The following is a 19,352-nucleotide window of genomic DNA, read 5'->3' on the forward strand; positions in this document are numbered from 1 at the left end:
CTTTTTTATCAAATCGAGCCAGTTCATCGGCCCACATCTTTCGGGTATCCCTGACTGAAGTTTCAGAGGATTTTACCTAAGACCTTGAAAGGGATGGCTGTAAAAGCGGAACCCTAAGTGGCCGTTACCGCAGGAATGGATATGTACACGTTCCAACTGTGTTGACTGTCAGGCCGTCATCGCAGGCAAGCCAGCTCCCACATTTGGACTGTGGGGTGTCAGGTGGATAGGCGTCGGCTGGGAGGCCGCCATCGCAGGCAAGCCAGCCCCACATTTGGTTCGCGGGGTGTCAGGTAGATAGGCGTCAGCTGGCAGGGCGTCAGGCAGCGCTGCGGATCTTGTGCAAAGCGTCTGCCACCCATTGACCAAACGCATCCACCGGCCCTTGCAGGTTGCCGAGAAAATGCGGATAGATCAGCCACAAATCCATCACCGGCTTGAAGTCCTTGAGGGGCATCGCCGCCAGCTGCTCGCGATGAGCACTGCGTTCCAGCAACGGACGTGGCACCAGGCCAAGGCCGAGGCCGTCGGCCACCAGGCCCAGTTGCAGTTCAGTGCCGAAGGTTTCCAGGTTTACCCGCAGCGCCAGGCCCTGGTCAGACAAGGTGCGCTGCAACCCCGCACGGAACCCGCAACCGTCCGGGTTGAGGATCCAACCGCTCTGGTACACGTCCGCCAACTTGCACGGTTTCTTCGGCAACTGCGCCTTGGCACAGACCACCACCAACTCCATCTTGCCGATGGACTCACCGACCAGGTTGTCCGGGAAGATCTTGCCCGCGGGGAACAACGCCACCGCCGCATCCAGTTCGCCGCGTTCGATCTTGCCGACCAATTGGCTGCCCCAGCCGGTGGCAACCTGGGCGCGCAAGTCGGCGTATTCGCTGCGCAGGTGCTTGAGTGCGTCCAGCAGCACCACATCGCCGATGGTCTGCGGTACGCCCAGGCGCAGCACGCCGGTGGGCGGAGCATCGGTGGCCACCAGTTCGCGCAGGGCATCCATCTCGCGCAGAATCAACCGGCACTGTTCATAGACACGGGTACCTATCAACGTCGGCTTGAGCGGCTTGGTGTTGCGGTCGAACAGCTCCACTCCCAGTGCCTGCTCGAAGTTCTGCACGCGGCGGGTGATGGCTGGCTGGGTCAGCTGCAACGACGCGGCGGCATGGCTGATGGACTGGCAACGAATCACTTCGACAAAGGCATCGATATCGTCAATTTTCATTTGGGCCGCACATACAGATCAGTCATTAAGATGTGCGTGAAGCATAGTGGCCGCACACAGGTCTGGATAGCCCACCCAGTGATCAATAACGTCTAACACTATTCAAACCGGTTCTAAATTACCTTCGGCTATAAGCTAATCATTAAAAAATAGCATATTAAAAATAAACATTATGCTTAGATAAAAGCACACCAACAGCCCGATGGAATGGTCATGACCCAGGCCCGACACCCCGAGAGACTCAGAGCCTTCATAGGCGCCCTGGCGGAATTGATCGACGGCAACCCGCGTGAAGGCGACCTGCTGCACCGTGGCGGTAAGTTGCTGGCGCAACTGGTCAGCCACGATGATTGGCTGCCCGACGAGTTCACCCAGCCCGACCCCGAGCGCTACCAGCAATTCTTGCTGCATGCCGATTCGCGCCAGCGGTTCAGCGTGGTCAGCTTTGTGTGGGGGCCAGGGCAACGCACGCCGATTCATGACCACAGGGTGTGGGGGCTGATCGGCATGTTGCGCGGCGCAGAGGTTTCCCAGGGGTTTGCCCGGACGCCGGGCGGCAGCCTGGTAGCGCAAGGCGAACCCGTGCAATTGCTGCCGGGCCAGGTGGAGGCGGTGTCGCCCAAGGTCGGCGATATCCATCAGGTCAGCAATGCCCACGGCGACCAGGTGTCCATCAGCATCCACGTATACGGCGCCAATATCGGCGCGGTGCGCCGGGCGGTGTATCAACCCGACGGCAGCGAGAAACTGTTTATCTCCGGTTATTCCAACGCCTATCTCCCGAACATCTGGGACCTGTCCAAAGAAAAGAGCCCTGCCCTATGACCACCCTATCGACCCGCAGCTTTGCGCAGATTCGCCAGGCCCTGTTGGCACGCGAAGAAGTCGCCCTGATCGACGTGCGTGAGGAAGCGCCCTTTGCCGAGGCCCATCCGCTGTTCGCGGCGAACATCCCCTTGTCCAAGCTGGAACTGGAGGTGTACGCGCGCATTCCACGCCGCGATACCCAGGTCACCCTGTACGACAACGGTGAAGGGCTAGCCCACCGCGCCGCCGCACGCCTGGTTGCACTGGGCTACACCCAGGTCAGCCTGCTGGAGGGTGGGCTGGACGGTTGGCGCCGGGCCGGTGGCGAGCTGTTTATCGACGTCAATGTACCAAGCAAGGCGTTTGGCGAACTGGTGGAGAACCAGCGTCACACGCCGTCCCTGGCCGCCGAAGAGGTCCAGGCCCTGCTCGACAGCCAGGCCGATGTGGTGGTGCTCGATGCGCGCCGTTTCGACGAATACCAGACCATGAGCATCCCCACCAGCATCAGCGTGCCGGGGGCCGAGTTGGTGTTGCGCGCCCGTGAGCTGGCGCCCGATCCGGCCACGCGCATCATCGTCAATTGCGCTGGGCGCACCCGCAGCATTATCGGCACCCAGTCGTTGATCAACGCCGGCCTCCCCAACCCGGTGGCGGCCCTGCGCAACGGCACCATCGGCTGGACCTTGGCCGGGCAAACCCTCGCCCATGGCCAGGCGCGCCGCTTTGCACCGACCTCGGAAAACCATCGCCAGCTCGCCGCTCAAGAGGCCCGTCGCGTGGCCGACAAAGCCGGGGTAAAACGTGCAACGTTCAATGATCTGCAGCGCTGGCAACAGGACGCGACCCGCACCACTTACCTGTTCGATGTGCGCACCGTAGAAGAATTCGAAGCTGGCCACCTGCCGGGCGCCCGCGCCACCCCGGGCGGGCAACTGGTGCAGGAAACCGACCACGTTGCCAGTGTGCGCGGTGCGCGCCTGGTACTGGTGGACGACGACGGCGTGCGCGCCAATATGTCCGCGTCATGGCTGGCCCAATTGGGCTGGCAGGTCTCGGTGCTGGACGACCTGCAAGCCACGCACTTCAGCGAACGCGGCGCATGGGTCGCGCCAGTGCCGCCGCCGCCCCAGGCCGAACTGATCAGCCCCCACACCCTTGCCGACTGGCTCAGCCATTGCGACACCCTGGTGCTGGACCTCACCGCCAGCGCCAACTACGTGAAACGTCATATCCCCGGCGCCTGGTGGGTGCTGCGCGCGCAACTGCCCCAGGCCCTGGCCAAGGTACCGAGCGCCCAGCGCTATGTATTGACCTGCGGCAGCAGCCAACTGGCGCGCCTGGCGGTGCCGGAAGTCGAGGCTCTCACCGGCAAGCCGGTCTTTTTGCTGCAGGACGGCACGGCCGGCTGGATCCATGCGCAACTGCCCCTTGAATCAGGCGAAAGCCACCTGGCTTCCCCGCGTATCGACCGCTACCGCCGCCCTTACGAAGGCACCGACAACCCACGGGAAGCCATGCAGGCTTACCTGGATTGGGAGTTCGGCCTCGTGGAACAACTGGCCCGCGACGGCACCCATGGCTTCTACGTGATCTGATTCACCGCTGCACCTTTTTGCCCAACCGACCCCTTCTCCAGGCGGAGGTACCTCCCTTTACCCAACGCCTGGAGTTTTCCCCATGCTGTATGCCTTCCCATTCAAACGCCTGCTGTGGGGCGCCGCCTTGGCCCTCGGCCTGCTTTCTACCGTCCAGGCTGGCGACCTGCAACCGCTGCGCGTGGCCAACCAGAAATCCACGATCAAAGCGCTGTTGGAAGCCTCGGGCGAAAGCCAGAACGTGCCCTACGAGATCAAGTGGTCGGAATTCCCCTCGGCCTCGCCCCTGGGCGAAGCGCTGAATGCCGGTGCCGTGGATGTCGGCGCCCTGGGCGATGCCCCTTATGTGTTCGCCCTCGGCGCCGGTGCGTCGATCAAGGTGATCAGCATCATCCATGCCGAAGGCCGTAACACCACGGCGCTGCTGGTGCCCAAGGATTCACCGATCAAGACCGCGGCCGACCTCAGGGGCAAGAAAATCGTCACCGGGCGCGGCTCCATCGGGCACTACCTGGCGATTAAGGCCCTGAACGATGCCGGACTGACCACCCACGATGTGCAGTTCATCTTCCTGCTGCCCGCCGAATCCCGACTCGTGCTGGACAACGGCACCGCCGATGCCTGGGCGACGTGGGACCCCTACACCACCGTGGTCACCTCACAGAGCAACGCCCGCGTGCTGGTCAGCGGCACGAACCTGTTGAGCAATCACCTGTACTTCGCCGCCACCAGCCAGGCCATTGCCGACAAGCGTGTGCAACTGGACGACTTCGTCGCCCGCGTTGATCGCGCCTACGCCTGGGCCAATACCCATCCCGAGGCATACGCCGCGGCCCAGGCCAAGATCACCGGCCTGCCGTTGGCCGTGCATATCGAAGTGGCCAAAGACACTCACCTGTCCCCCGTGAAGATTGACGATACGGTGATCCACGGCCTGCAAGCCACCGCCGACACCTATGTAAAAGAAGGCCTGCTGAGCCAACACATCGACGTCTCCCAGGGCTTCGATTCCAGCTTCAACGCCAAGCGTATCCCCCTCGAACAAGCCTCGCGCTAAGGAGCAGAACATGAGCAAGCCACGTCAATTGAAACTCGGTGCCATGGTGCATGGTGTCGGCCACGGTTGGGGCGAATGGCGCCACCCGCAGGCACAACCCGACGCCAGCACGAATTTCGGCTTCTACAAGCAGCAGACCGCACTGGCCGAAGCCGCCCGGTTCGACTTCGTGTTCATCGCCGACAGCCTGCATATCCACCCCAAGTCCAGCCCTCATTACCTCAACCGCTTCGAGCCGCTGACGATCCTCTCGGCCCTGGCCGCGCTGACCACTCACATCGGCCTGGTCGCCACCGTGACCGTCAGCTACACCGAGCCTTACCAGGTGGCACGCCAGTTCGCCTCCCTGGACCATATCAGCGGCGGCCGCGCCGGCTGGAATGTGCTCACCTCGTGGCTGAGCGGCACCGCCGATAATTTCGGCAAGGCCGAACACCCACCCCACGCCGTGCGTTACCGCATCGCCAAGGAGCATTTGAATGTGGTCAAGGGACTGTGGGACTCCTGGGAGGACGACGCCTTTGCCTATAACAAACACAGCGGCGAATTCTTCACCCCGGGCAAGTTGCATGCGCTTAACCACAGGGGCGAATTCTTCTCGGTCAAAGGCCCGCTGAACATCGCGCGTTCGCGCCAGGGCCAACCGGCGATTTTCCAGGCGGGCACTTCGGAGGATGGGCGTAACTTTGCCGCTGAAAACGCCGATGCGATTTTCGTGCATGTGGAAACTATCGATGAGGCCAAGGCCTACAGCGCCGATTTGAAACGCCGCGCCAAGGGCTTTGGCCGCGACCCGGACAGCCTGTCGATCCTGCCGGGTATCCGCCCGATTGTCGGGCGCGATGCCGCCGAAGTGGAAAGCCGCTACCAGCAAGCTGTGGCGCTGGTCACTGTGGAAGATGCCATCGTCGCCCTCGGCCGGCCGTTCAACGACCATGATTTCAGCCAGTATCCGCTGGATGCGCCCTTCCCTGAACTGGGCGACCTGGGTGCCAACAGCCAGAAAGGTGGCTCCGAACGTATCAAGCAACTGGCCCGTAACGAAGGCCTGACCCTGCGCGAAGTGGCCCTGCGTTTCTCGCGGCCCCAGCGCGACTTTGTCGGTACCCCGGAGCAGGTCGCGGATGCGATCCAGACCTGGTTCGAGAGCGGCGCCAGCGATGGTTTTATCATCAATTCGGTGCTGCCGGATGGCTTGCAGTATTTCACTGAATGGGTGGTGCCGGTGCTTCAACAACGGGGGTTGTTCCGTACCGAGTACAGCGGCCACACCCTACGGGACAACCTCGGCCTGGAAGTGCCAGCGAACCGCTACAGCGTAATCGAAGCCACCGAACAAGCCCTGGCCTGAAGACTACCCCTTGTAGGAGCGAGCTTGCTCGCGAAAAACGCCAACGATAACGCGTACTTCCTGAATAAACGCGGCGCCTTTGAGTTTTTCGCGAGCAAGCTCGCTCCTACAGGGGGTCATGGCTTGCCACCCTCCCACATTTTTGACCGAGTACAGACCTATGACTCAACCGTCTCTCAAGGCTGTGGAAGCCATCGATTTCGACGCCCTGCTTGATCACCTCAGCGCCGAGCTGGCCAGTACCGCGCCCCGTTATGACGAAAGCGGCGCCTTCCCACACGCCAATTTCAAACGTCTACACCAACACCAACTCATCGCCCTGACCGTGCCGAAAAAACTTGGCGGCGGTGGCGCCAGCCTGGCTCAGGCGCGCAAGGTCATCAGCGCCATCGCCAAGGGCGAACCGTCCACGGCATTGATCCTGGTGATGCAATACCTGCAACACGCACGCCTGCAAGACAACCAGAGCTGGCCTGCACACCTGCGCGTGCAGGTCGCGCAAGAGGCGGTGCAAAACGGCGCGCTGATCAATGCCCTGCGTGTCGAACCCGACCTGGGCACCCCAGCCCGTGGAGGTTTGCCGGCCACCACCGCCGTGCGCACCGCCGACGGCTGGCGTATCAGTGGGCGCAAGCTCTACTCCACCGGCAGCCATGGCCTGAGCTGGTTCAGCGTGTGGGCGCGCAGCGACGACGCCGACCCGCTGGTAGGCGCCTGGCTGGTGCCCAAGGCCAGCCCCGGCGTCAGCATCATCGACACCTGGGACCACTTGGGCATGCGCGCCACCTGCAGCCATGAGGTGGTGTTCGACAACGTATGGGTGCCCCTGGACCATGCGGTCAGCGTCAGCCCCTGGAGCGCCCCGCAAGCGGAGCTGGACGGCGAAGGGTTCCTCTGGATGTCAGTGTTGCTGTCCTCGGTGTACGACGCCGTGGCCCAGGCGGCACGGGACTGGCTGGTGGGCTGGCTGGAGGCGCGCAAGCCGTCGAATCTCGGCGCGGCACTGTCCACCCTGCCGCGTTTTCAGGAGACCGTCGGCCATATCGACACTTTGCTGTTCGCCAACCGTAGCCTGCTCGACGCTGCGGCCGCAGGCCACACGCCAACGGCCAATGCCGCACAAGTGAAGTACCTGGTGACCGGCAATGCGATCCGTGCGGTCGAGCTGGCCATCGAAGCCTCGGGCAACCCTGGCCTATCAAGGCACAGCCCACTGCAACGGCATTACCGCGATGTGCTGTGCAGCCGCGTCCACACTCCGCAAAATGACGCCGTGCTGCAAGGCGTCGGCAAAGCGGTGTTCAACCAGCGCCAAAAGGAACGCACATGAGCCAGGTGTTTATTGCCAGCCAACTGGACGAAGACTTCAACCAGGTGATCCGGGAGCGCCTTGCGCCACTGCACCCCGAAGCCCAGGTAATCGGCGTGCCGGTCGGTGTGCCCAGTGACCTGCCGCCCCACGCCAATATCCTGCTGCTGCGCCCGATCAATGTGCGTGGCTACACCGCCCCCGACACCCCGCCACCGGGCTGGCCCTATGGCGCACAGTGGGTGCACCTGGTGTCGTCGGGTATCGACTTCTACCCCCAGTGGCTGTTCAACGGCCCACCCGTGACCACTTCCCGTGGCAGCGCCGCCGATAACCTGGCCGAGTTCGCCCTGGCGGCGATCTTTGCCGCGTCCAAGCACTTGCCGGATATCTGGGTAAAGGATGCACAGTGGCAGTTCACCGCGCTGCGCCCGCTCAAGGGCACCACGCTGGGCCTTTTGGGCTTTGGCGCGATTGGCGCAAGCCTGGCGCAAAAGGCCCTGGCACTGGGGCTCAAGGTCGTGGCACTGCGTCAAAGCACAACGCCGTTCGGCCTCGATGGCGTGGAAGCGGCCAGAGACATCCACGACCTGTTTGCCCGCGCCGATCACCTGGTGGTGGCGGCCCCCCTGACCGAAGCAACGCGGCATATCATCGACCGTAATGTACTGGCCAGCGCCAAGCCGGGGTTGCACCTGATCAATATCGCCCGCGGCGGCCTGCTCGATCAGCAAGCGCTGTTGCACGCGTTGGATAACGGCCAGATCGGCCTAGCTTCCCTCGACGTCACCGAGCCAGAGCCACTGCCCGACGGGCATCCGCTGTACAGCCATCCGAGGGTACGGCTGTCGCCGCATACTTCGGCTATTTCAACCCGCAGCAAGGAGGAAATTGCGGACACGTTCCTGGCGAACCTGGAACGGTATGTGGCGGGCCTTGAGTTAAGCAACCTCGCGAATGCCTGACGGCTTGCCCGCGAAGGCGGTGTGCCAGTCACAGAATGTTTAACTGAACCACCGCTATCGCAGGCAAGCCAGCTCCCACACGGGTTATGTATTACTCACAAAATCAACTTCAACGATGCGGCGAGTTTTCGGCGCTCGTTCAAGCGGTGGACCGGCAGCACGCCCAACCTGATCCGCCAACTGTTCAGCAGCCGCTAGCCAGACGTTCGCGCAGGAACTCCACCAGCGCTTGCACCGGGCGTGAACTTTGCCGGTGCTGCGGGTACACCGCCGACAGGGTCAAGGCCTCTGGGGCGAAGTCTTCCAATACCTTGACCAAGCGACCGTCCTTCAAGGCCTCGTTGACAATGAACGTCGGTAGATAGGTAACGCCCAGTCCGGCAATCGCGGTATCGCGCAGCAGGTCACCGTTATTGACGCGCATGCGCCCACTGACGCTCAAGGCTTGCAACTTGCCTTTGAAGCGCCATTGCACTTGGCGGCCGTGGCCGTAGGGCAGGCAGTCGTGCGTGGTTAAATCCTCGGGTTTCAACGGCGTACCCCGCAGCGCCAGGTAGTCGGGGCTGGCGCAATACACCCGCTCGATAGCGGCGATGCGTCGGGCGATCAGGGTGGAGTCTTCCAGGGTGCCGATACGCAGCACCAGGTCGTAGCCTTCGCCGATCAAGTCCACCGGGCGGTCGCTCAGGTCAACTTCAACGCAGACCTGCGGATGCTGACGCAGGAACAACGGCAACAGGCAACCCAGGTGCGCCATGGCGAACGACAAGGGTGCACTGAGGCGAATGGTGCCTCGCGGCTCGCTGTTCTGGCCGGCGATGCCCTGCTCCACTTGTTCCACCTCACCGAGCAGGCGCAAGGCCGACTCGTAGTAGCTCTGACCCAGCGGCGTGACGTCCAGGCGCCGTGTGGAGCGGTTGAGCAAGCGTACGCCCAGGCGGTCTTCCAGTTGGATCAGTCGGCGGCTGACGAATTGCTTGGACAAGCCCAATTGCTCGGCGGCGGCGGTGAAACTGCCGGATTCCATGACCTGGCAGAACAGGCGCATGTCTTCGAAGGGGTTCATTGTCGCTTCTCAGGGGACGATGGGCTGTTTTATAGCCTGTCAGTGGTCACACCACAAACCAAAATGTGAACACCATCAAATGTGGGAGCTGTGCCAGGCGCTGATGTTGTGGGCAATATAAACCCATGTGGGAGCTGGCTTGCCTGCGATAGCGGTGTATCAGCCAGCAATACTGTTGACTGATGCATCGCAATCGCGGGCAAGCCCAGCTCCCACAGGGTTTTGCGGTGTTTTACAGAGCAGGTTACTTGGCAGCGAACGCCGAGTAGCTGTTCATCAGGTTGCGGTAGTTGGGAATGCGCGGCGAGAGCAGGTTGGCCAGGCCTTCCATGTCGTTGCGCCAGTCCACTTGCAGCTCGCAGGCCACCGAGAACCAGTTCACCAGTTGCGCACCGGCTGCGGTCATGCGCGCCCAGGCGGCTTGTTGCACGGTTTCGTTGAAGGTGCCGGAAGCGTCGGTGACCACGAAGACCTCAAAGCCTTCGTCAAGGGCACACAGGGTCGGGAACGCCACGCACACGTCGGTCACCACACCGGCAATGATGATCTGCTTGCGGCCGGTGGCCTTGACGGCCTTGACGAAATCTTCGTTGTCCCATGCGTTGATCTGGCCGGGGCGCGGAATGTACGGCGCGTCGGGGAACAGTTCTTTGAGCTCGGGCACCAATGGGCCGTTGGGGCCACTTTCAAAGCTGGTGGTCAGGATGGTCGGCAGGTTGAAGAACTTCGCCACGTCGGCCAGGGCCAGCACGTTGTTCTTGAACTCGTTGGGGGAGAAATCCTGCACCAGGGAGATCAGGCCGGTCTGGTGATCAACCAACAAAACAACAGCATCGTCTTTGTTCAAGCGCTTGTAAGTCATGGGTAACTCCTTTGGGGATGGGGTGTTCTTCAAAAGGCAAAGCAGGAGCAGCCGAACGCCCCCCAGAAACCCTGGAAGTCGCTGACCGGCACGCTGGAAAGGCGCGCTTTTTCATGGCTGTGGGCATGCACGCCACAGGGGCCGCTGCACTGGTGAACCTGGGCCTGCATCGGCGACGTCGGGCGCCAGTGCCCCGGCACCTTGACCACCGGCGACCAGTCCGGCAGCACCGGTACCCGTGGGGGTGCGAAATCTTCGAAGTCGCCAGCGCCGTACACGACCTTGCCGCCGACCACTGTCAGCACCGACTCGATCCACTTGATGGCTTCTTCCTCGACACTGAAAAAGTCCGCCGACAACGCGGCAACATCCGCCAGTTGACCGACCTTGATCTGGCCTTTCTTGCCCTGCTCGGACGAGAACCAGGCGCTGCCGTGGGTGAACAACTCCAACGCGGTAAGGCGCGGCAAGCCCTCGGCGTGCAGCTCCAGGCCACCGACGGTACGGCCGCTGACCATCCAGTACAGCGAGGTCCAAGGGTTGTAGCTCGACACGCGGGTGGCATCGGTGCCCGCCCCTACCGGCACGCCTTCGGCCAGCATGCGCTTGATCGGCGGTGTGGCCTCGGCGGCCTTGGCGCCGTAGCGCTCGACGAAGTATTCGCCCTGGAACGCCATGCGATCCTGGATCGCAATACCGCCACCGAGGGCACGCACACGTTCGATGTTTTTCGGGGTGATGGTTTCGGCGTGGTCGAAGAACCACGGCAAGCCATTGAACGGGATGTCGCGGTTGACCTTCTCGAACACGTCGAGCATGCGCGAGATGGACTCGTCGTAAGTGGCGTGCAGACGGAACGGCCAGCGCTGTTCCACCAGGTGGCGCACCACCGGTTCCAGCTCCTGCTCCATGGTCAGCGGCAGGTCCGGGCGTGGTTCGAGGAAGTCTTCAAAGTCCGCCGCCGAGAACACCAGCATCTCGCCGGCCCCGTTATGGCGCAGGTAGTCATCGCCCTGATGCAGGGTGACGCTGCCGGTCCAGTTCTTGAAGTCGCTGAGCTCTTCCTTGGGCTTCTGGGTGAACAGGTTGTAGGCGATGCGCACCGTCAACTGTTGATCCTTGGCCAGTTGCTCGATCACCGCGTAGTCATCGGGGTAGTTCTGGAAGCCGCCGCCGGCATCGATGGCGCTGGTCAGGCCCAGGCGATTGAGTTCACGCATGAACTGGCGGGTGGAGTTGACCTGGTATTCCAAAGGCAGTTTCGGGCCTTTGGCCAAAGTCGCATACAGGATCATCGCGTTAGGCCGCGCCACCAGCATGCCGGTTGGGTTGCCGTTGCTGTCACGCACGATCTCACCGCCCGGCGGGTTCGGCGTGTCCTTGGTGTAGCCCGCCACCCGCAGGGCTGCGCGGTTGAGCAAGGCGCGGTCGTACAGGTGCAGGACGAACACCGGGGTGTCCGGGGCGGCCTGGTTGAGTTCTTCCAGGGTGGGCATGCGCTTTTCAGCGAACTGGAATTCGTTCCAGCCGCCCACCACACGTACCCATTGCGGCGTAGGTGTGCGATCGGCCTGGTCTTTGAGCATGCGCAAGGCATCGGCCAGGGACGGCACGCCTTCCCAGCGCAGTTCAAGGTTGTAGTTCAACCCGCCACGAATCAGGTGCAAGTGCGAGTCGTTGAGGCCGGGAATCACGGTGCGGCCCTTGAGGTCGATGACCTGGGTGGCGCTGCCGCGCAGGGCCATGGCTTCGCCGTCGGTACCGACGGCGACAAAGCGCCCTTGGTGGATGGCCACGGCGGTGGCGCGTGGGTTTTCCCGGTCCACGGTGTGGAACTGGCCATTGAACAGAATCAGATCGGCGTTCATAGGGTTTCCTTTACAGAGGCTTCAAGCCAGGGAGCGAACAGGCGGGTGGCCGCCGGCATCAGCAGGTACACCACCAGCAACACGATGGTCAGGGTGACCAGGAAGGTGGAGACCACGTAATTGGACAAAAACGGGTGCAACCGCAGGATCGGCCCCCAGATAAACGGCAGCAGCAGGGTTTGCGGCAGGATCACAAACAGGCTGACCACCGCCTGCTTCCAGCGCGGCGGCTTGGCACCGCCCTCGGCCTGGGGCGTGAACCAGAACTCATTGGCCGCGCCGATTTCCGTCTGGTCGCCATCCGCCAGCATGGGCGCGGCTTCGTCGATCAGGGCCTGGCGTTGCGGGGAGCCGAGCCACAGCTCAAGGGCGCTGGTGGAGCTATAGCGCAGCACGCAAGTGAACAGCGCCATGCCGTTTTGCTGGCTGCGCACCACGTCAACGCCAAGGTGCCCAGGGCGTTCGCCAGCGATGCGCACGATGCGGCGCAGCCAGGCTTCGTACTCGACTTCAAAGCCGGGTTTGACCCGGTGCTTGACGACCAGGGTGACGACTTCGTCGGGGCTGGTATTGGCGGTTGATTCCATGGCTGGGTGTTTCCCCGGAGCATTGAGCGATGGGGAGAGTGTGGCCGGTTGGCAGGTGTGGGGAATTGCATGTATGTGCTGTCTGGCAGGCATTCGCCCGCTCTGCATCCGATATTTATGCTCACTTCCCAACTTAATAATATTTTATTAATACCCCCCCGCCCCCTAACTTGACGTCATGCCCGAGCTGAATCCAACTGCATTACGCAAGGATAGAGACATGACTGTAGCGATAACAAAAATAGACACGCTGGTGGTTGGCGCAGGTCAAGCTGGCGTGGCCATGAGCGAGCATTTGAGCAAGCAAGGCGTGCCGCACCTGGTGCTGGAACGCAGCCGTATTGCCGAGCGCTGGCGCACCGGGCGCTGGGACTCGTTGGTCGCCAACGGCCCGGCCTGGCATGACCGCTTCCCCGGCCTGCACTTCGATGACGTCCCCGCCGATGGTTTCGCACCCAAAGAGCGCGTCGCCGATTACTTCGAAGCCTATGCCCGTAAATTCAACGCGCCGATCCGCACCGGCGTGGACGTCACCTCAGTGGTACGCAACCTAGGCCGCCCCGGCTTTACCGTGCACACCAGCGAAGGCGTGATCGAAGCCAACCGCGTGGTGGCCGCCACCGGGCCCTTTCAGAAGCCGGTGATTCCCGCTATCGCGCCTAAAGACACCGCGCTGCACCAGATCCATTCCGCCGACTATCGCAACCCTGGGCAACTGCCTGCCGGCGCTGTGCTGGTGGTGGGCGCCGGCTCGTCCGGGGTGCAAATTGCCGATGAATTGCAGCGCTCCGGTCGCCAGGTGTACCTGTCGGTCGGCGCCCATGACCGCCCTCCTCGCGCCTATCGCAACCGCGACTTCTGCTGGTGGCTGGGCGTATTGGGCGAGTGGGACCAGGCGGCGATGAAACCCGGCCGCGAGCACGTCACCATTGCCGTGAGCGGCGCCCACGGCGGCAAGACCATCGACTTTCGCGAGCTGGCCCAGCAAGGCATGACCCTGGTCGGCCTGACTCACGCCTTCGACGGCACGGTGGCAACGTTCCAACCCAACCTGGTGGAGAACCTGGCGCGCGGTGATGAAAACTACCTGGCCTTGCTGGATGCGGCCGACGCCTATGTCGAGCGCAACGGCCTCGACCTGCCCCTGGAGCCCGAGGCACGTCGCGTGTTCCCCGACGCTGAATGCATCCAGCAGCCGATCCTGACACTGGACCTGGCGGAAGCTGGCATCACTTCGATCATCTGGGCCACCGGATTTGCCGTGGACTACAGCTGGTTGCAGGTAGACGCCTTCGACGCCGCTGGCAAGCCGCAACACCAGCGCGGTGTCTCCAGCGAAGCGGGCATCTACTTCCTTGGGTTGCCATGGCAATCGCGGCGTGGCTCGTCGTTTATCTGGGGCGTGTGGCACGACGCCAAATACGTGGCCGACCATATCGCCATCCAGCGTCAGTACCTTGAGTACCGCGAAGCCGCCCCGGTTGCCCGCCAGTCCCCTGTCAGCGCCTGATCATTTTTCCCAGGAGTTTTTTGATGCCTACTCACACTCGCATTCGCATGTTCAACACCAAAGAAACCTATCCCAACCAGAGCCTGGACAACGACCTATGCCAGGCCGTGCGCGCCGGCAACACCGTGTACGTACGCGGCCAGGTGGGCACTGATTTCGACGGCAACCTGGTCGGCCTCGGCGACCCACGGGCCCGGGCCGAACAGGCGATGAAGAACGTCAAGCAACTGCTGGAAGAAGCCGGCAGCGACCTCAGCCATATCGTCAAGACCACCACCTATTTGATTGACCCACGCTACCGCGAGCCGGTGTATCAGGAAGTCGGCAAGTGGCTCAAGGGCGTGTTCCCGATTTCCACCGGGCTGGTGGTCTCGGCCCTGGGCCAGCCGCAGTGGCTGATGGAAATTGATGTGATCGCGGTTATTCCAGAGTAAGGAGGCTAGCCATGACCTTTTCCATCGTCGGCCGTTGTGCAGAGACCGGCCAACTGGGCATTGCCATCAGCTCATCGAGCATCGCCGTGGGCGCCCGCTGCCCGTGGCTGCGGCCCGGTGTGGGCGCCGTGTCGACCCAGAACATCCCCTTGCCGGCCCTCGGCCCGGACGTCCTCGACGGGCTGGAACAGGGCCTGGCTCCCGCCGCCGCCGTCGATAAAGCGCTCACCCGCAACGGCTACAGCCAGTACCGGCAACTGACGGCGATTGACCACCTGGGCCGTAGCGTGCATTTCAGCGGCAGCCAGACCCTGGGTACCCATCACGCGGTTTCGGGCGAGCAATGCGTGGCGGCGGGCAATATGCTCGCCGCCCCTAAAGTGATCACCGCGATGGTCACGGCTTTCGAACAGGGCGAAGGCCAGCTCGCAGACCGGTTGCTGGCCGCGATGCATGCCGCCATCGCCGCCGGCGGCGAAGCCGGCCCGGTGCACTCCGCCGCGCTGGTGGTGGTGGGCGAGTTGACGTGGCCGATCATCAACTTGCGCGTGGATTGGGCCGACAACGCGCCGATTGGCGAATTGCAAAAACTCTGGGACGCTTACCGCCCACAGGTGCAGGACTATATCGATCGCGCCCTCGCCCCCGACCGCTCCCCCGGCTACGGTGTGGCCGGAGACGACCGATGAGCCGCAGCCGCGAACTGCTGGAAACCCTGGTGGGCTTCGACACCACCAGCCGCGAGTCCAACCTGCAATTGATCGAGTATGTGCGCGATTACCTGGCCGGGTTTGGCGTCGCCAGCGAGCTGGTCTACAACGCGCAACGCAGCAAGGCCAACCTGTTTGCCAGCATCGGCCCGGTGGAACTGCCAGGTATCGTGCTGTCGGGGCATACCGACGTGGTGCCGGTGGATGGGCAACCCTGGAGCCTGCCGCCGTTCACGTTGACCGAGCGTGACGGCAAGCTGTTCGGGCGCGGTACCGCCGACATGAAGGGGTATATCGCCTGCGTGCTGGCGTTGGTGCCGGCGCTGGTCAAGGCGCCGTTGCGCCTGCCGGTGCACATCGCCCTGTCCTACGATGAGGAAGTCGGCTGCCTGGGCGTGCGCTCGCTGCTCGCGGTTCTGGAACAGCGTCCGGTCAAGCCGATGCTGTGTATCATTGGCGAGCCGACCGAGCTCAAACCGGTGCTGGGCCACAAGGGCAAATTGGCGATGCGCTGCGATGTGCAGGGCCAGGCGTGCCACTCGGCCTATGCGCCCTCGGGTGTGAATGCGATTGAACACGCCGCCGAGTTGATCGGTGAACTGGGGCGCATTGGCCAACGGTTACGCGCGCGTCAGGACCCACGTTTTGACCCGCCGTTCAGCACGGTACAGACCGGCATGATCAACGGCGGCAAGGCCTTGAATATCGTGCCGGCCGACTGCCGCTTTGACTTTGAAGTACGCGCCCTGCCCTCCATGGACCCGGGCGAAGTGGCTGAAGAGTTGCAGGCCTACGCGCGGCAGCAGGTGTTGCCGCGCATGCAGGCGGTCAGCACACAGAGTTCGATTCGGTTCACCGAGTTGTCAGCCTACCCAGGGCTGGTCACGGATGAGCGCAGCCAGGCGGCGCAATTGATTGCGGCGTTTTGCGGCTCACAGGAATTCGGCACCGTGGCGTTTGGTACCGAGGGCGGGCTGTTCGATGCGGTGGGTATTCCCACCGTGGTGTGTGGGCCAGGGAGCATGGACCAAGGGCATAAGCCGGATGAGTTTGTGAGCCTGGAGCAGCTTGATGGCTGTGATGCCATGTTGCAGCGGTTGTTAGGCTTTATCACCACCTGAAGACGCCGTTACACGGTCATCACCCTCTATTACCCTGTAGGAGCGAGCTTGCTCGCGAAAAGCTCACAGACGCCGTGTTCATTCAGGAAGCACGCGTTATCGTTGACGTTTTTCGCGAGCAAGCTCGCTCCTACAATATTCAGCCGAGCAAACGGGCAAGCTCTTCGCGGCAGTAGTCGACAAACAACTGCACCGGTTTGGTCAACGGTGCGCGGCGTAGCCAGACGGCCGACAACCCCGACCCCGTGACCGTTTCCGCCAAGGGAATGCACACCACTTTCTGCCCATCATAGGTGTACTCGCTGAACGGTTTGGTCACCAGGATCGAGAACCCGAACCCACGCCCCACCATGCCCCGCACCATTTCGATGGAGGGCGAGCTGAACACGATATTCGGCGTCAGCCCGCGCTCTTCGAAGATGCTCACGAAGTAGGTACGGCTGGGCAACACGTCCAGCAAAATCATCGGCTCCAGCACCAGGTCGGCCAGGGACACCTTGGCCTGCTGGGCAAAGCGGTGATCGGCCGGCAGCAACGCATAGGGCTGTTGCGGCGGCATCAGCGGCGTGGTCTCGATGGTGCCGCCCAGGTCGTGCTCAAACAGCATCGCCACGTCGATACTGCCCGCCGTCAGCGCCTGCACCAGCTCCTGCTGCTCGCCATCGCGGATGCGGATCTCCACGCCCGGCCAGCGCGCCTTGAAGCCGGCGATCAAGCGTGGCAGGTACAACGGTGCCACGGTTTCAAAACAGCCGATGTCAATCTGCCCGGCCACCACATCGTTATCGGCCAGGGCGTTCTGCTCGAACTCATGGGCCACCCGCAACAGCTCCAACGCCTTGCGATAAAAGCGCGCGCCGCTGGGCGTGAGGGAAACGCCCTGGGCGTGATGGCGGATAAACAATTGCACGCCAAAGCTGTCTTCCAGTTGCTTGATCGCCGTGGAAACCGACGGCTGGGCGATATACAGCTTGCGCGACGCTTCGGCAACGCTGCCGCATTCGGCCGTGGTCACAAAATATCTGAGCTGGCGCAGGTTATAGGCTGCCATCGGCACCTCCCTAAACGTGGTTTTTTGCCCCAAACAAGTGCGCAGAAACACCGGTTTTTCAAGCCATTGACGTGCCTGCAACATACCGGAGCAAAAAACCTCACGAGATACTTTTTTTAAGGTCTATAGCAACAAACTTACTAATTTACCTGCCTGCGCCCATTGCAGATGATCACTCCAACAACAAAGCGGCGCCCACGCGCCGCACAGCGAAGTACGTCCACGTACTCACCTTGCCTTGGAGCTCGTCATGGTTACCACTGCAACATCCTCCGCCCCGCTTATCGAAAAACACACGATTGGATACGTGCCCCCGGAAGATCGCCATGGAAAGGTAAGAGACCTGTTCACCCTATGGTTCGGCGGCAACATCGCGCCGTTGCCGATCGTCACTGGCGCACTGGGTGTGCAACTGTTCCACCTCAACCTGGTGTGGGGCATTGTCGCCATCCTTGTCGGCCACTTGGTCGGCGGTGTGTTGATGGCATTGCACTCGGCCCAGGGCCCGCAGATGGGTATCCCGCAGATGATCCAGAGTCGTGCACAGTTCGGCTCCCTCGGCGCATTGCTGGTGGTGGTGATTGCCGGGGTGATGTACATCGGCTTCTTCGCCTCCAACATCGTGCTGGCCGGTAAATCCCTGCATGGTGTGGTGGACGCCGTGCCTGTACCGGTGGGCATCGTTATCGGCGCCATCGGTTCCGGGATCATCGGCATCATCGGCTATCGCTTCATCCACGTACTCAATCGCATCGGCACCTGGGTGCTGGGCGCGGGTATCGTGCTGGGCTTTGGCTACATCTTCACCCATGTGCAGACCACGGATTTCCTCACCCGGGGCAGCTTCAACATCTCCGGTTGGCTGGCCACGGTTTCCCTGGCCGCGCTGTGGCAAATCGCGTTTGCGCCCTACGTGTCGGACTACTCCCGCTACCTGCCCGCCGACGTGCCGGTAGCCGCCACCTTCTGGACCACCTACCTGGGCTCGGCGCTGGGGTCGAGCCTGGCGTTCATCTTCGGCGCCGTGGCAGTGCTCGCCACGCCGGTAGGCATGGACACCATGGACGCCGTCAAACTCGCCACCGGAGCGATTGGCCCGTTGATGCTGGTGCTGTTCCTTCTCAGCGTGATCAGCCATAACGCCCTCAACCTGTATGGGGCGGTGCTGTCGATCATCACCCTGGTACAGACCTTCGCTTACCGCTGGATCCCGACCGCGAAAAGCCGTGCGGTGATCTCCATCATCGTGCTGGCCGCCTGTTCGATTGCGGCGGTGTTTGCCTCCCAAGACTTCATCGGGCACTTCGTCGACATGGTGCTGGTACTGCTCGTAGTGCTGGTGCCCTGGACGGCGATCAACCTGATCGACTTCTACGCCATTCACAAAGGCCAATACGACATCGCCTCGATCTTCCGCGTGGATGGCGGCATCTACGGCAAGTACAACCCCCAGGCGCTGCTGGCCTATGCGGTGGGGATCGCGGTGCAGATTCCGTTCATGAACACGCCGCTGTACGTGGGGCCGATTTCGCAGCACATCAACGGCGCGGACTTGTCGTGGGTGGTGGGGCTGGCGGTGACGTCGCCGTTGTACTTCTGGCTGGCGAGCCGGGACAGTGCGTATAAGCGCCGGATGGACGGGGGCAAGTTGGTGGGTGGGGTTTGATACAGACGCTCGGCCGCGCCTGCCCTAACCGTCACAACGTGTAGGAGCGAGCTTGCTCGCGAAAAACTCACAGGCGCCGCGTTCATTCTGGAAGCACGCGTTATCGTTGACGTTTTTCGCGAGCAAGCTCGCTCCTACAGTTTGAATGGCCTTGCGGTGCCAAAG

The 19,352-nt window shown here is 62.4% G+C and carries 17 protein-coding genes and 1 pseudogene; 12 read left to right on the forward strand and 6 right to left on the reverse strand.

The window, feature by feature from the left end; all coding sequences use genetic code 11:
- Positions 1-319 precede the first annotated feature (319 nt).
- The gene (locus CER19_RS21440) at positions 320-1,225 is read right to left on the reverse strand and encodes a LysR family transcriptional regulator (RefSeq protein ID WP_003191880.1); all 906 of its coding nucleotides are present in this window, start codon (positions 1,223-1,225) and stop codon (positions 320-322) included.
- A gap of 213 nt (positions 1,226-1,438) precedes the next feature.
- Here CER19_RS21440 and CER19_RS21445 point away from each other — a divergent pair, with 213 nt between their 5' ends.
- From CER19_RS21445 to CER19_RS21480, 7 genes and pseudogenes are all read left to right on the forward strand, one after another.
- A complete protein-coding gene (locus CER19_RS21445; RefSeq protein ID WP_165861660.1) occupies positions 1,439-2,050 on the forward strand; it encodes a cysteine dioxygenase in 612 nt (203 codons plus the stop codon).
- Positions 2,047-3,630, forward strand: a complete 1,584-nt coding sequence (locus CER19_RS21450) for a rhodanese-related sulfurtransferase (protein WP_116667891.1) — start codon at positions 2,047-2,049, stop codon at positions 3,628-3,630. The genes CER19_RS21445 and CER19_RS21450 overlap by 4 nt, the downstream gene beginning before the upstream one ends.
- An 82-nt stretch (positions 3,631-3,712) precedes the next feature.
- A complete protein-coding gene (locus tag CER19_RS21455) occupies positions 3,713-4,687 on the forward strand; it encodes an ABC transporter substrate-binding protein (RefSeq protein WP_116667892.1) in 975 nt (324 codons plus the stop codon).
- A 10-nt stretch (positions 4,688-4,697) separates the two neighbouring features.
- Positions 4,698-6,038 carry an LLM class flavin-dependent oxidoreductase gene (locus tag CER19_RS21460; RefSeq protein WP_116667893.1) on the forward strand — a complete coding sequence of 447 codons (1,341 nt, stop codon included), beginning with the start codon at positions 4,698-4,700 and terminating at the stop codon, positions 6,036-6,038.
- A 160-nt stretch (positions 6,039-6,198) separates the two neighbouring features.
- Positions 6,199-7,368, forward strand: a complete 1,170-nt coding sequence (locus CER19_RS21470; RefSeq protein ID WP_116667895.1) for an acyl-CoA dehydrogenase family protein — start codon at positions 6,199-6,201, stop codon at positions 7,366-7,368.
- Positions 7,365-8,312, forward strand: a complete 948-nt coding sequence (locus CER19_RS21475; RefSeq protein WP_116667896.1) for a D-isomer specific 2-hydroxyacid dehydrogenase family protein — start codon at positions 7,365-7,367, stop codon at positions 8,310-8,312. The genes CER19_RS21470 and CER19_RS21475 overlap by 4 nt, the downstream gene beginning before the upstream one ends.
- A gap of 102 nt (positions 8,313-8,414) precedes the next feature.
- Positions 8,415-8,510: pseudogene (locus CER19_RS21480) on the forward strand (AraC family transcriptional regulator); the annotation flags it as partial.
- Here CER19_RS21480 and CER19_RS21485 read toward each other — a convergent pair.
- The 4 genes from CER19_RS21485 to CER19_RS21500 all read right to left on the reverse strand — a co-directional run bounded on the left by CER19_RS21485 (position 8,497) and on the right by CER19_RS21500 (position 12,695).
- Positions 8,497-9,378: a LysR family transcriptional regulator gene (locus CER19_RS21485; RefSeq protein ID WP_116667897.1), complete on the reverse strand. Its 882-nt coding sequence runs from the start codon at positions 9,376-9,378 to the stop codon at positions 8,497-8,499. The pseudogene CER19_RS21480 and the gene CER19_RS21485 sit on opposite strands and share 14 nt — an antisense overlap.
- Before the next feature lie 244 nt (positions 9,379-9,622).
- Positions 9,623-10,240, reverse strand: coding sequence for an isochorismate family cysteine hydrolase YcaC (ycaC, locus tag CER19_RS21490; RefSeq protein ID WP_003191905.1), 618 nt, complete (start codon positions 10,238-10,240; stop codon positions 9,623-9,625).
- Positions 10,241-10,269: 29 nt separating this feature from the next.
- Positions 10,270-12,108, reverse strand: coding sequence for an amidohydrolase (locus CER19_RS21495; RefSeq protein WP_116667898.1), 1,839 nt, complete (start codon positions 12,106-12,108; stop codon positions 10,270-10,272).
- Entirely contained in the window at positions 12,105-12,695 is a 591-nt protein-coding gene (locus CER19_RS21500; RefSeq protein WP_116667899.1) for an antibiotic biosynthesis monooxygenase, read from the reverse strand. The genes CER19_RS21495 and CER19_RS21500 overlap by 4 nt, the downstream gene beginning before the upstream one ends.
- A gap of 178 nt (positions 12,696-12,873) precedes the next feature.
- Between CER19_RS21500 and CER19_RS21505 the strand changes: the two genes are divergently transcribed.
- The 4 genes from CER19_RS21505 to argE are packed head-to-tail and all read left to right on the forward strand — an operon-like array spanning position 12,874 to position 16,470.
- Positions 12,874-14,205: an NAD(P)/FAD-dependent oxidoreductase gene (locus tag CER19_RS21505; protein ID WP_165861661.1), complete on the forward strand. Its 1,332-nt coding sequence runs from the start codon at positions 12,874-12,876 to the stop codon at positions 14,203-14,205.
- 23 nt (positions 14,206-14,228) lie between these two features.
- Positions 14,229-14,639 carry a RidA family protein gene (locus tag CER19_RS21510; protein ID WP_116667901.1) on the forward strand — a complete coding sequence of 137 codons (411 nt, stop codon included), beginning with the start codon at positions 14,229-14,231 and terminating at the stop codon, positions 14,637-14,639.
- Positions 14,640-14,650: 11 nt separating this feature from the next.
- A complete protein-coding gene (locus tag CER19_RS21515) occupies positions 14,651-15,328 on the forward strand; it encodes a DUF1028 domain-containing protein (RefSeq protein ID WP_116667902.1) in 678 nt (225 codons plus the stop codon).
- Positions 15,325-16,470 (forward strand): acetylornithine deacetylase, encoded by a 1,146-nt coding sequence (argE, locus tag CER19_RS21520; RefSeq protein WP_116667903.1) that lies wholly within the window; start codon positions 15,325-15,327, stop codon positions 16,468-16,470. The genes CER19_RS21515 and argE overlap by 4 nt, the downstream gene beginning before the upstream one ends.
- Before the next feature lie 139 nt (positions 16,471-16,609).
- Here argE and CER19_RS21525 read toward each other — a convergent pair whose 3' ends face one another.
- The gene (locus tag CER19_RS21525) at positions 16,610-17,521 is read right to left on the reverse strand and encodes a LysR substrate-binding domain-containing protein (RefSeq protein ID WP_003190675.1); all 912 of its coding nucleotides are present in this window, start codon (positions 17,519-17,521) and stop codon (positions 16,610-16,612) included.
- Positions 17,522-17,771: 250 nt separating this feature from the next.
- Between CER19_RS21525 and CER19_RS21530 the strand changes: the two genes are divergently transcribed.
- On the forward strand, positions 17,772-19,187 hold the full coding sequence (locus CER19_RS21530) for a cytosine permease (RefSeq protein WP_073525282.1): 1,416 nt from the start codon (positions 17,772-17,774) through the stop codon (positions 19,185-19,187).
- Positions 19,188-19,352: the final 165 nt, after the last annotated feature.

This window comes from Pseudomonas sp. GL93 (genome assembly GCF_003408955.1).
Classification (GTDB): domain Bacteria; phylum Pseudomonadota; class Gammaproteobacteria; order Pseudomonadales; family Pseudomonadaceae; genus Aquipseudomonas; species Aquipseudomonas paracarnis.

Excerpts from the sequence above, each read along its gene's own strand:
- CER19_RS21455 (WP_116667892.1), top strand. The coding sequence starts at position 3,713 with ATGCTGTATGCCTTCCCATTCAAACGCCTGCTGTGGGGCGCCGCCTTG.
- CER19_RS21485 (WP_116667897.1), bottom strand. The coding sequence starts at position 9,378 with ATGAACCCCTTCGAAGACATGCGCCTGTTCTGCCAGGTCATGGAATCC.
- CER19_RS21445 (WP_165861660.1), top strand. The coding sequence starts at position 1,439 with ATGACCCAGGCCCGACACCCCGAGAGACTCAGAGCCTTCATAGGCGCC.
- CER19_RS21495 (WP_116667898.1), bottom strand. The coding sequence starts at position 12,108 with ATGAACGCCGATCTGATTCTGTTCAATGGCCAGTTCCACACCGTGGAC.
- CER19_RS21530 (WP_073525282.1), top strand. The coding sequence starts at position 17,772 with ATGGTTACCACTGCAACATCCTCCGCCCCGCTTATCGAAAAACACACG.
- CER19_RS21440 (WP_003191880.1), bottom strand. The coding sequence starts at position 1,225 with ATGAAAATTGACGATATCGATGCCTTTGTCGAAGTGATTCGTTGCCAG.
- CER19_RS21470 (WP_116667895.1), top strand. The coding sequence starts at position 6,199 with ATGACTCAACCGTCTCTCAAGGCTGTGGAAGCCATCGATTTCGACGCC.
- CER19_RS21450 (WP_116667891.1), top strand. The coding sequence starts at position 2,047 with ATGACCACCCTATCGACCCGCAGCTTTGCGCAGATTCGCCAGGCCCTG.
- CER19_RS21460 (WP_116667893.1), top strand. The coding sequence starts at position 4,698 with ATGAGCAAGCCACGTCAATTGAAACTCGGTGCCATGGTGCATGGTGTC.
- ycaC (WP_003191905.1), bottom strand. The coding sequence starts at position 10,240 with ATGACTTACAAGCGCTTGAACAAAGACGATGCTGTTGTTTTGTTGGTT.
- CER19_RS21525 (WP_003190675.1), bottom strand. The coding sequence starts at position 17,521 with ATGGCAGCCTATAACCTGCGCCAGCTCAGATATTTTGTGACCACGGCC.
- CER19_RS21505 (WP_165861661.1), top strand. The coding sequence starts at position 12,874 with ATGCCCGAGCTGAATCCAACTGCATTACGCAAGGATAGAGACATGACT.
- CER19_RS21515 (WP_116667902.1), top strand. The coding sequence starts at position 14,651 with ATGACCTTTTCCATCGTCGGCCGTTGTGCAGAGACCGGCCAACTGGGC.
- argE (WP_116667903.1), top strand. The coding sequence starts at position 15,325 with ATGAGCCGCAGCCGCGAACTGCTGGAAACCCTGGTGGGCTTCGACACC.
- CER19_RS21475 (WP_116667896.1), top strand. The coding sequence starts at position 7,365 with ATGAGCCAGGTGTTTATTGCCAGCCAACTGGACGAAGACTTCAACCAG.
- CER19_RS21510 (WP_116667901.1), top strand. The coding sequence starts at position 14,229 with ATGCCTACTCACACTCGCATTCGCATGTTCAACACCAAAGAAACCTAT.
- CER19_RS21500 (WP_116667899.1), bottom strand. The coding sequence starts at position 12,695 with ATGGAATCAACCGCCAATACCAGCCCCGACGAAGTCGTCACCCTGGTC.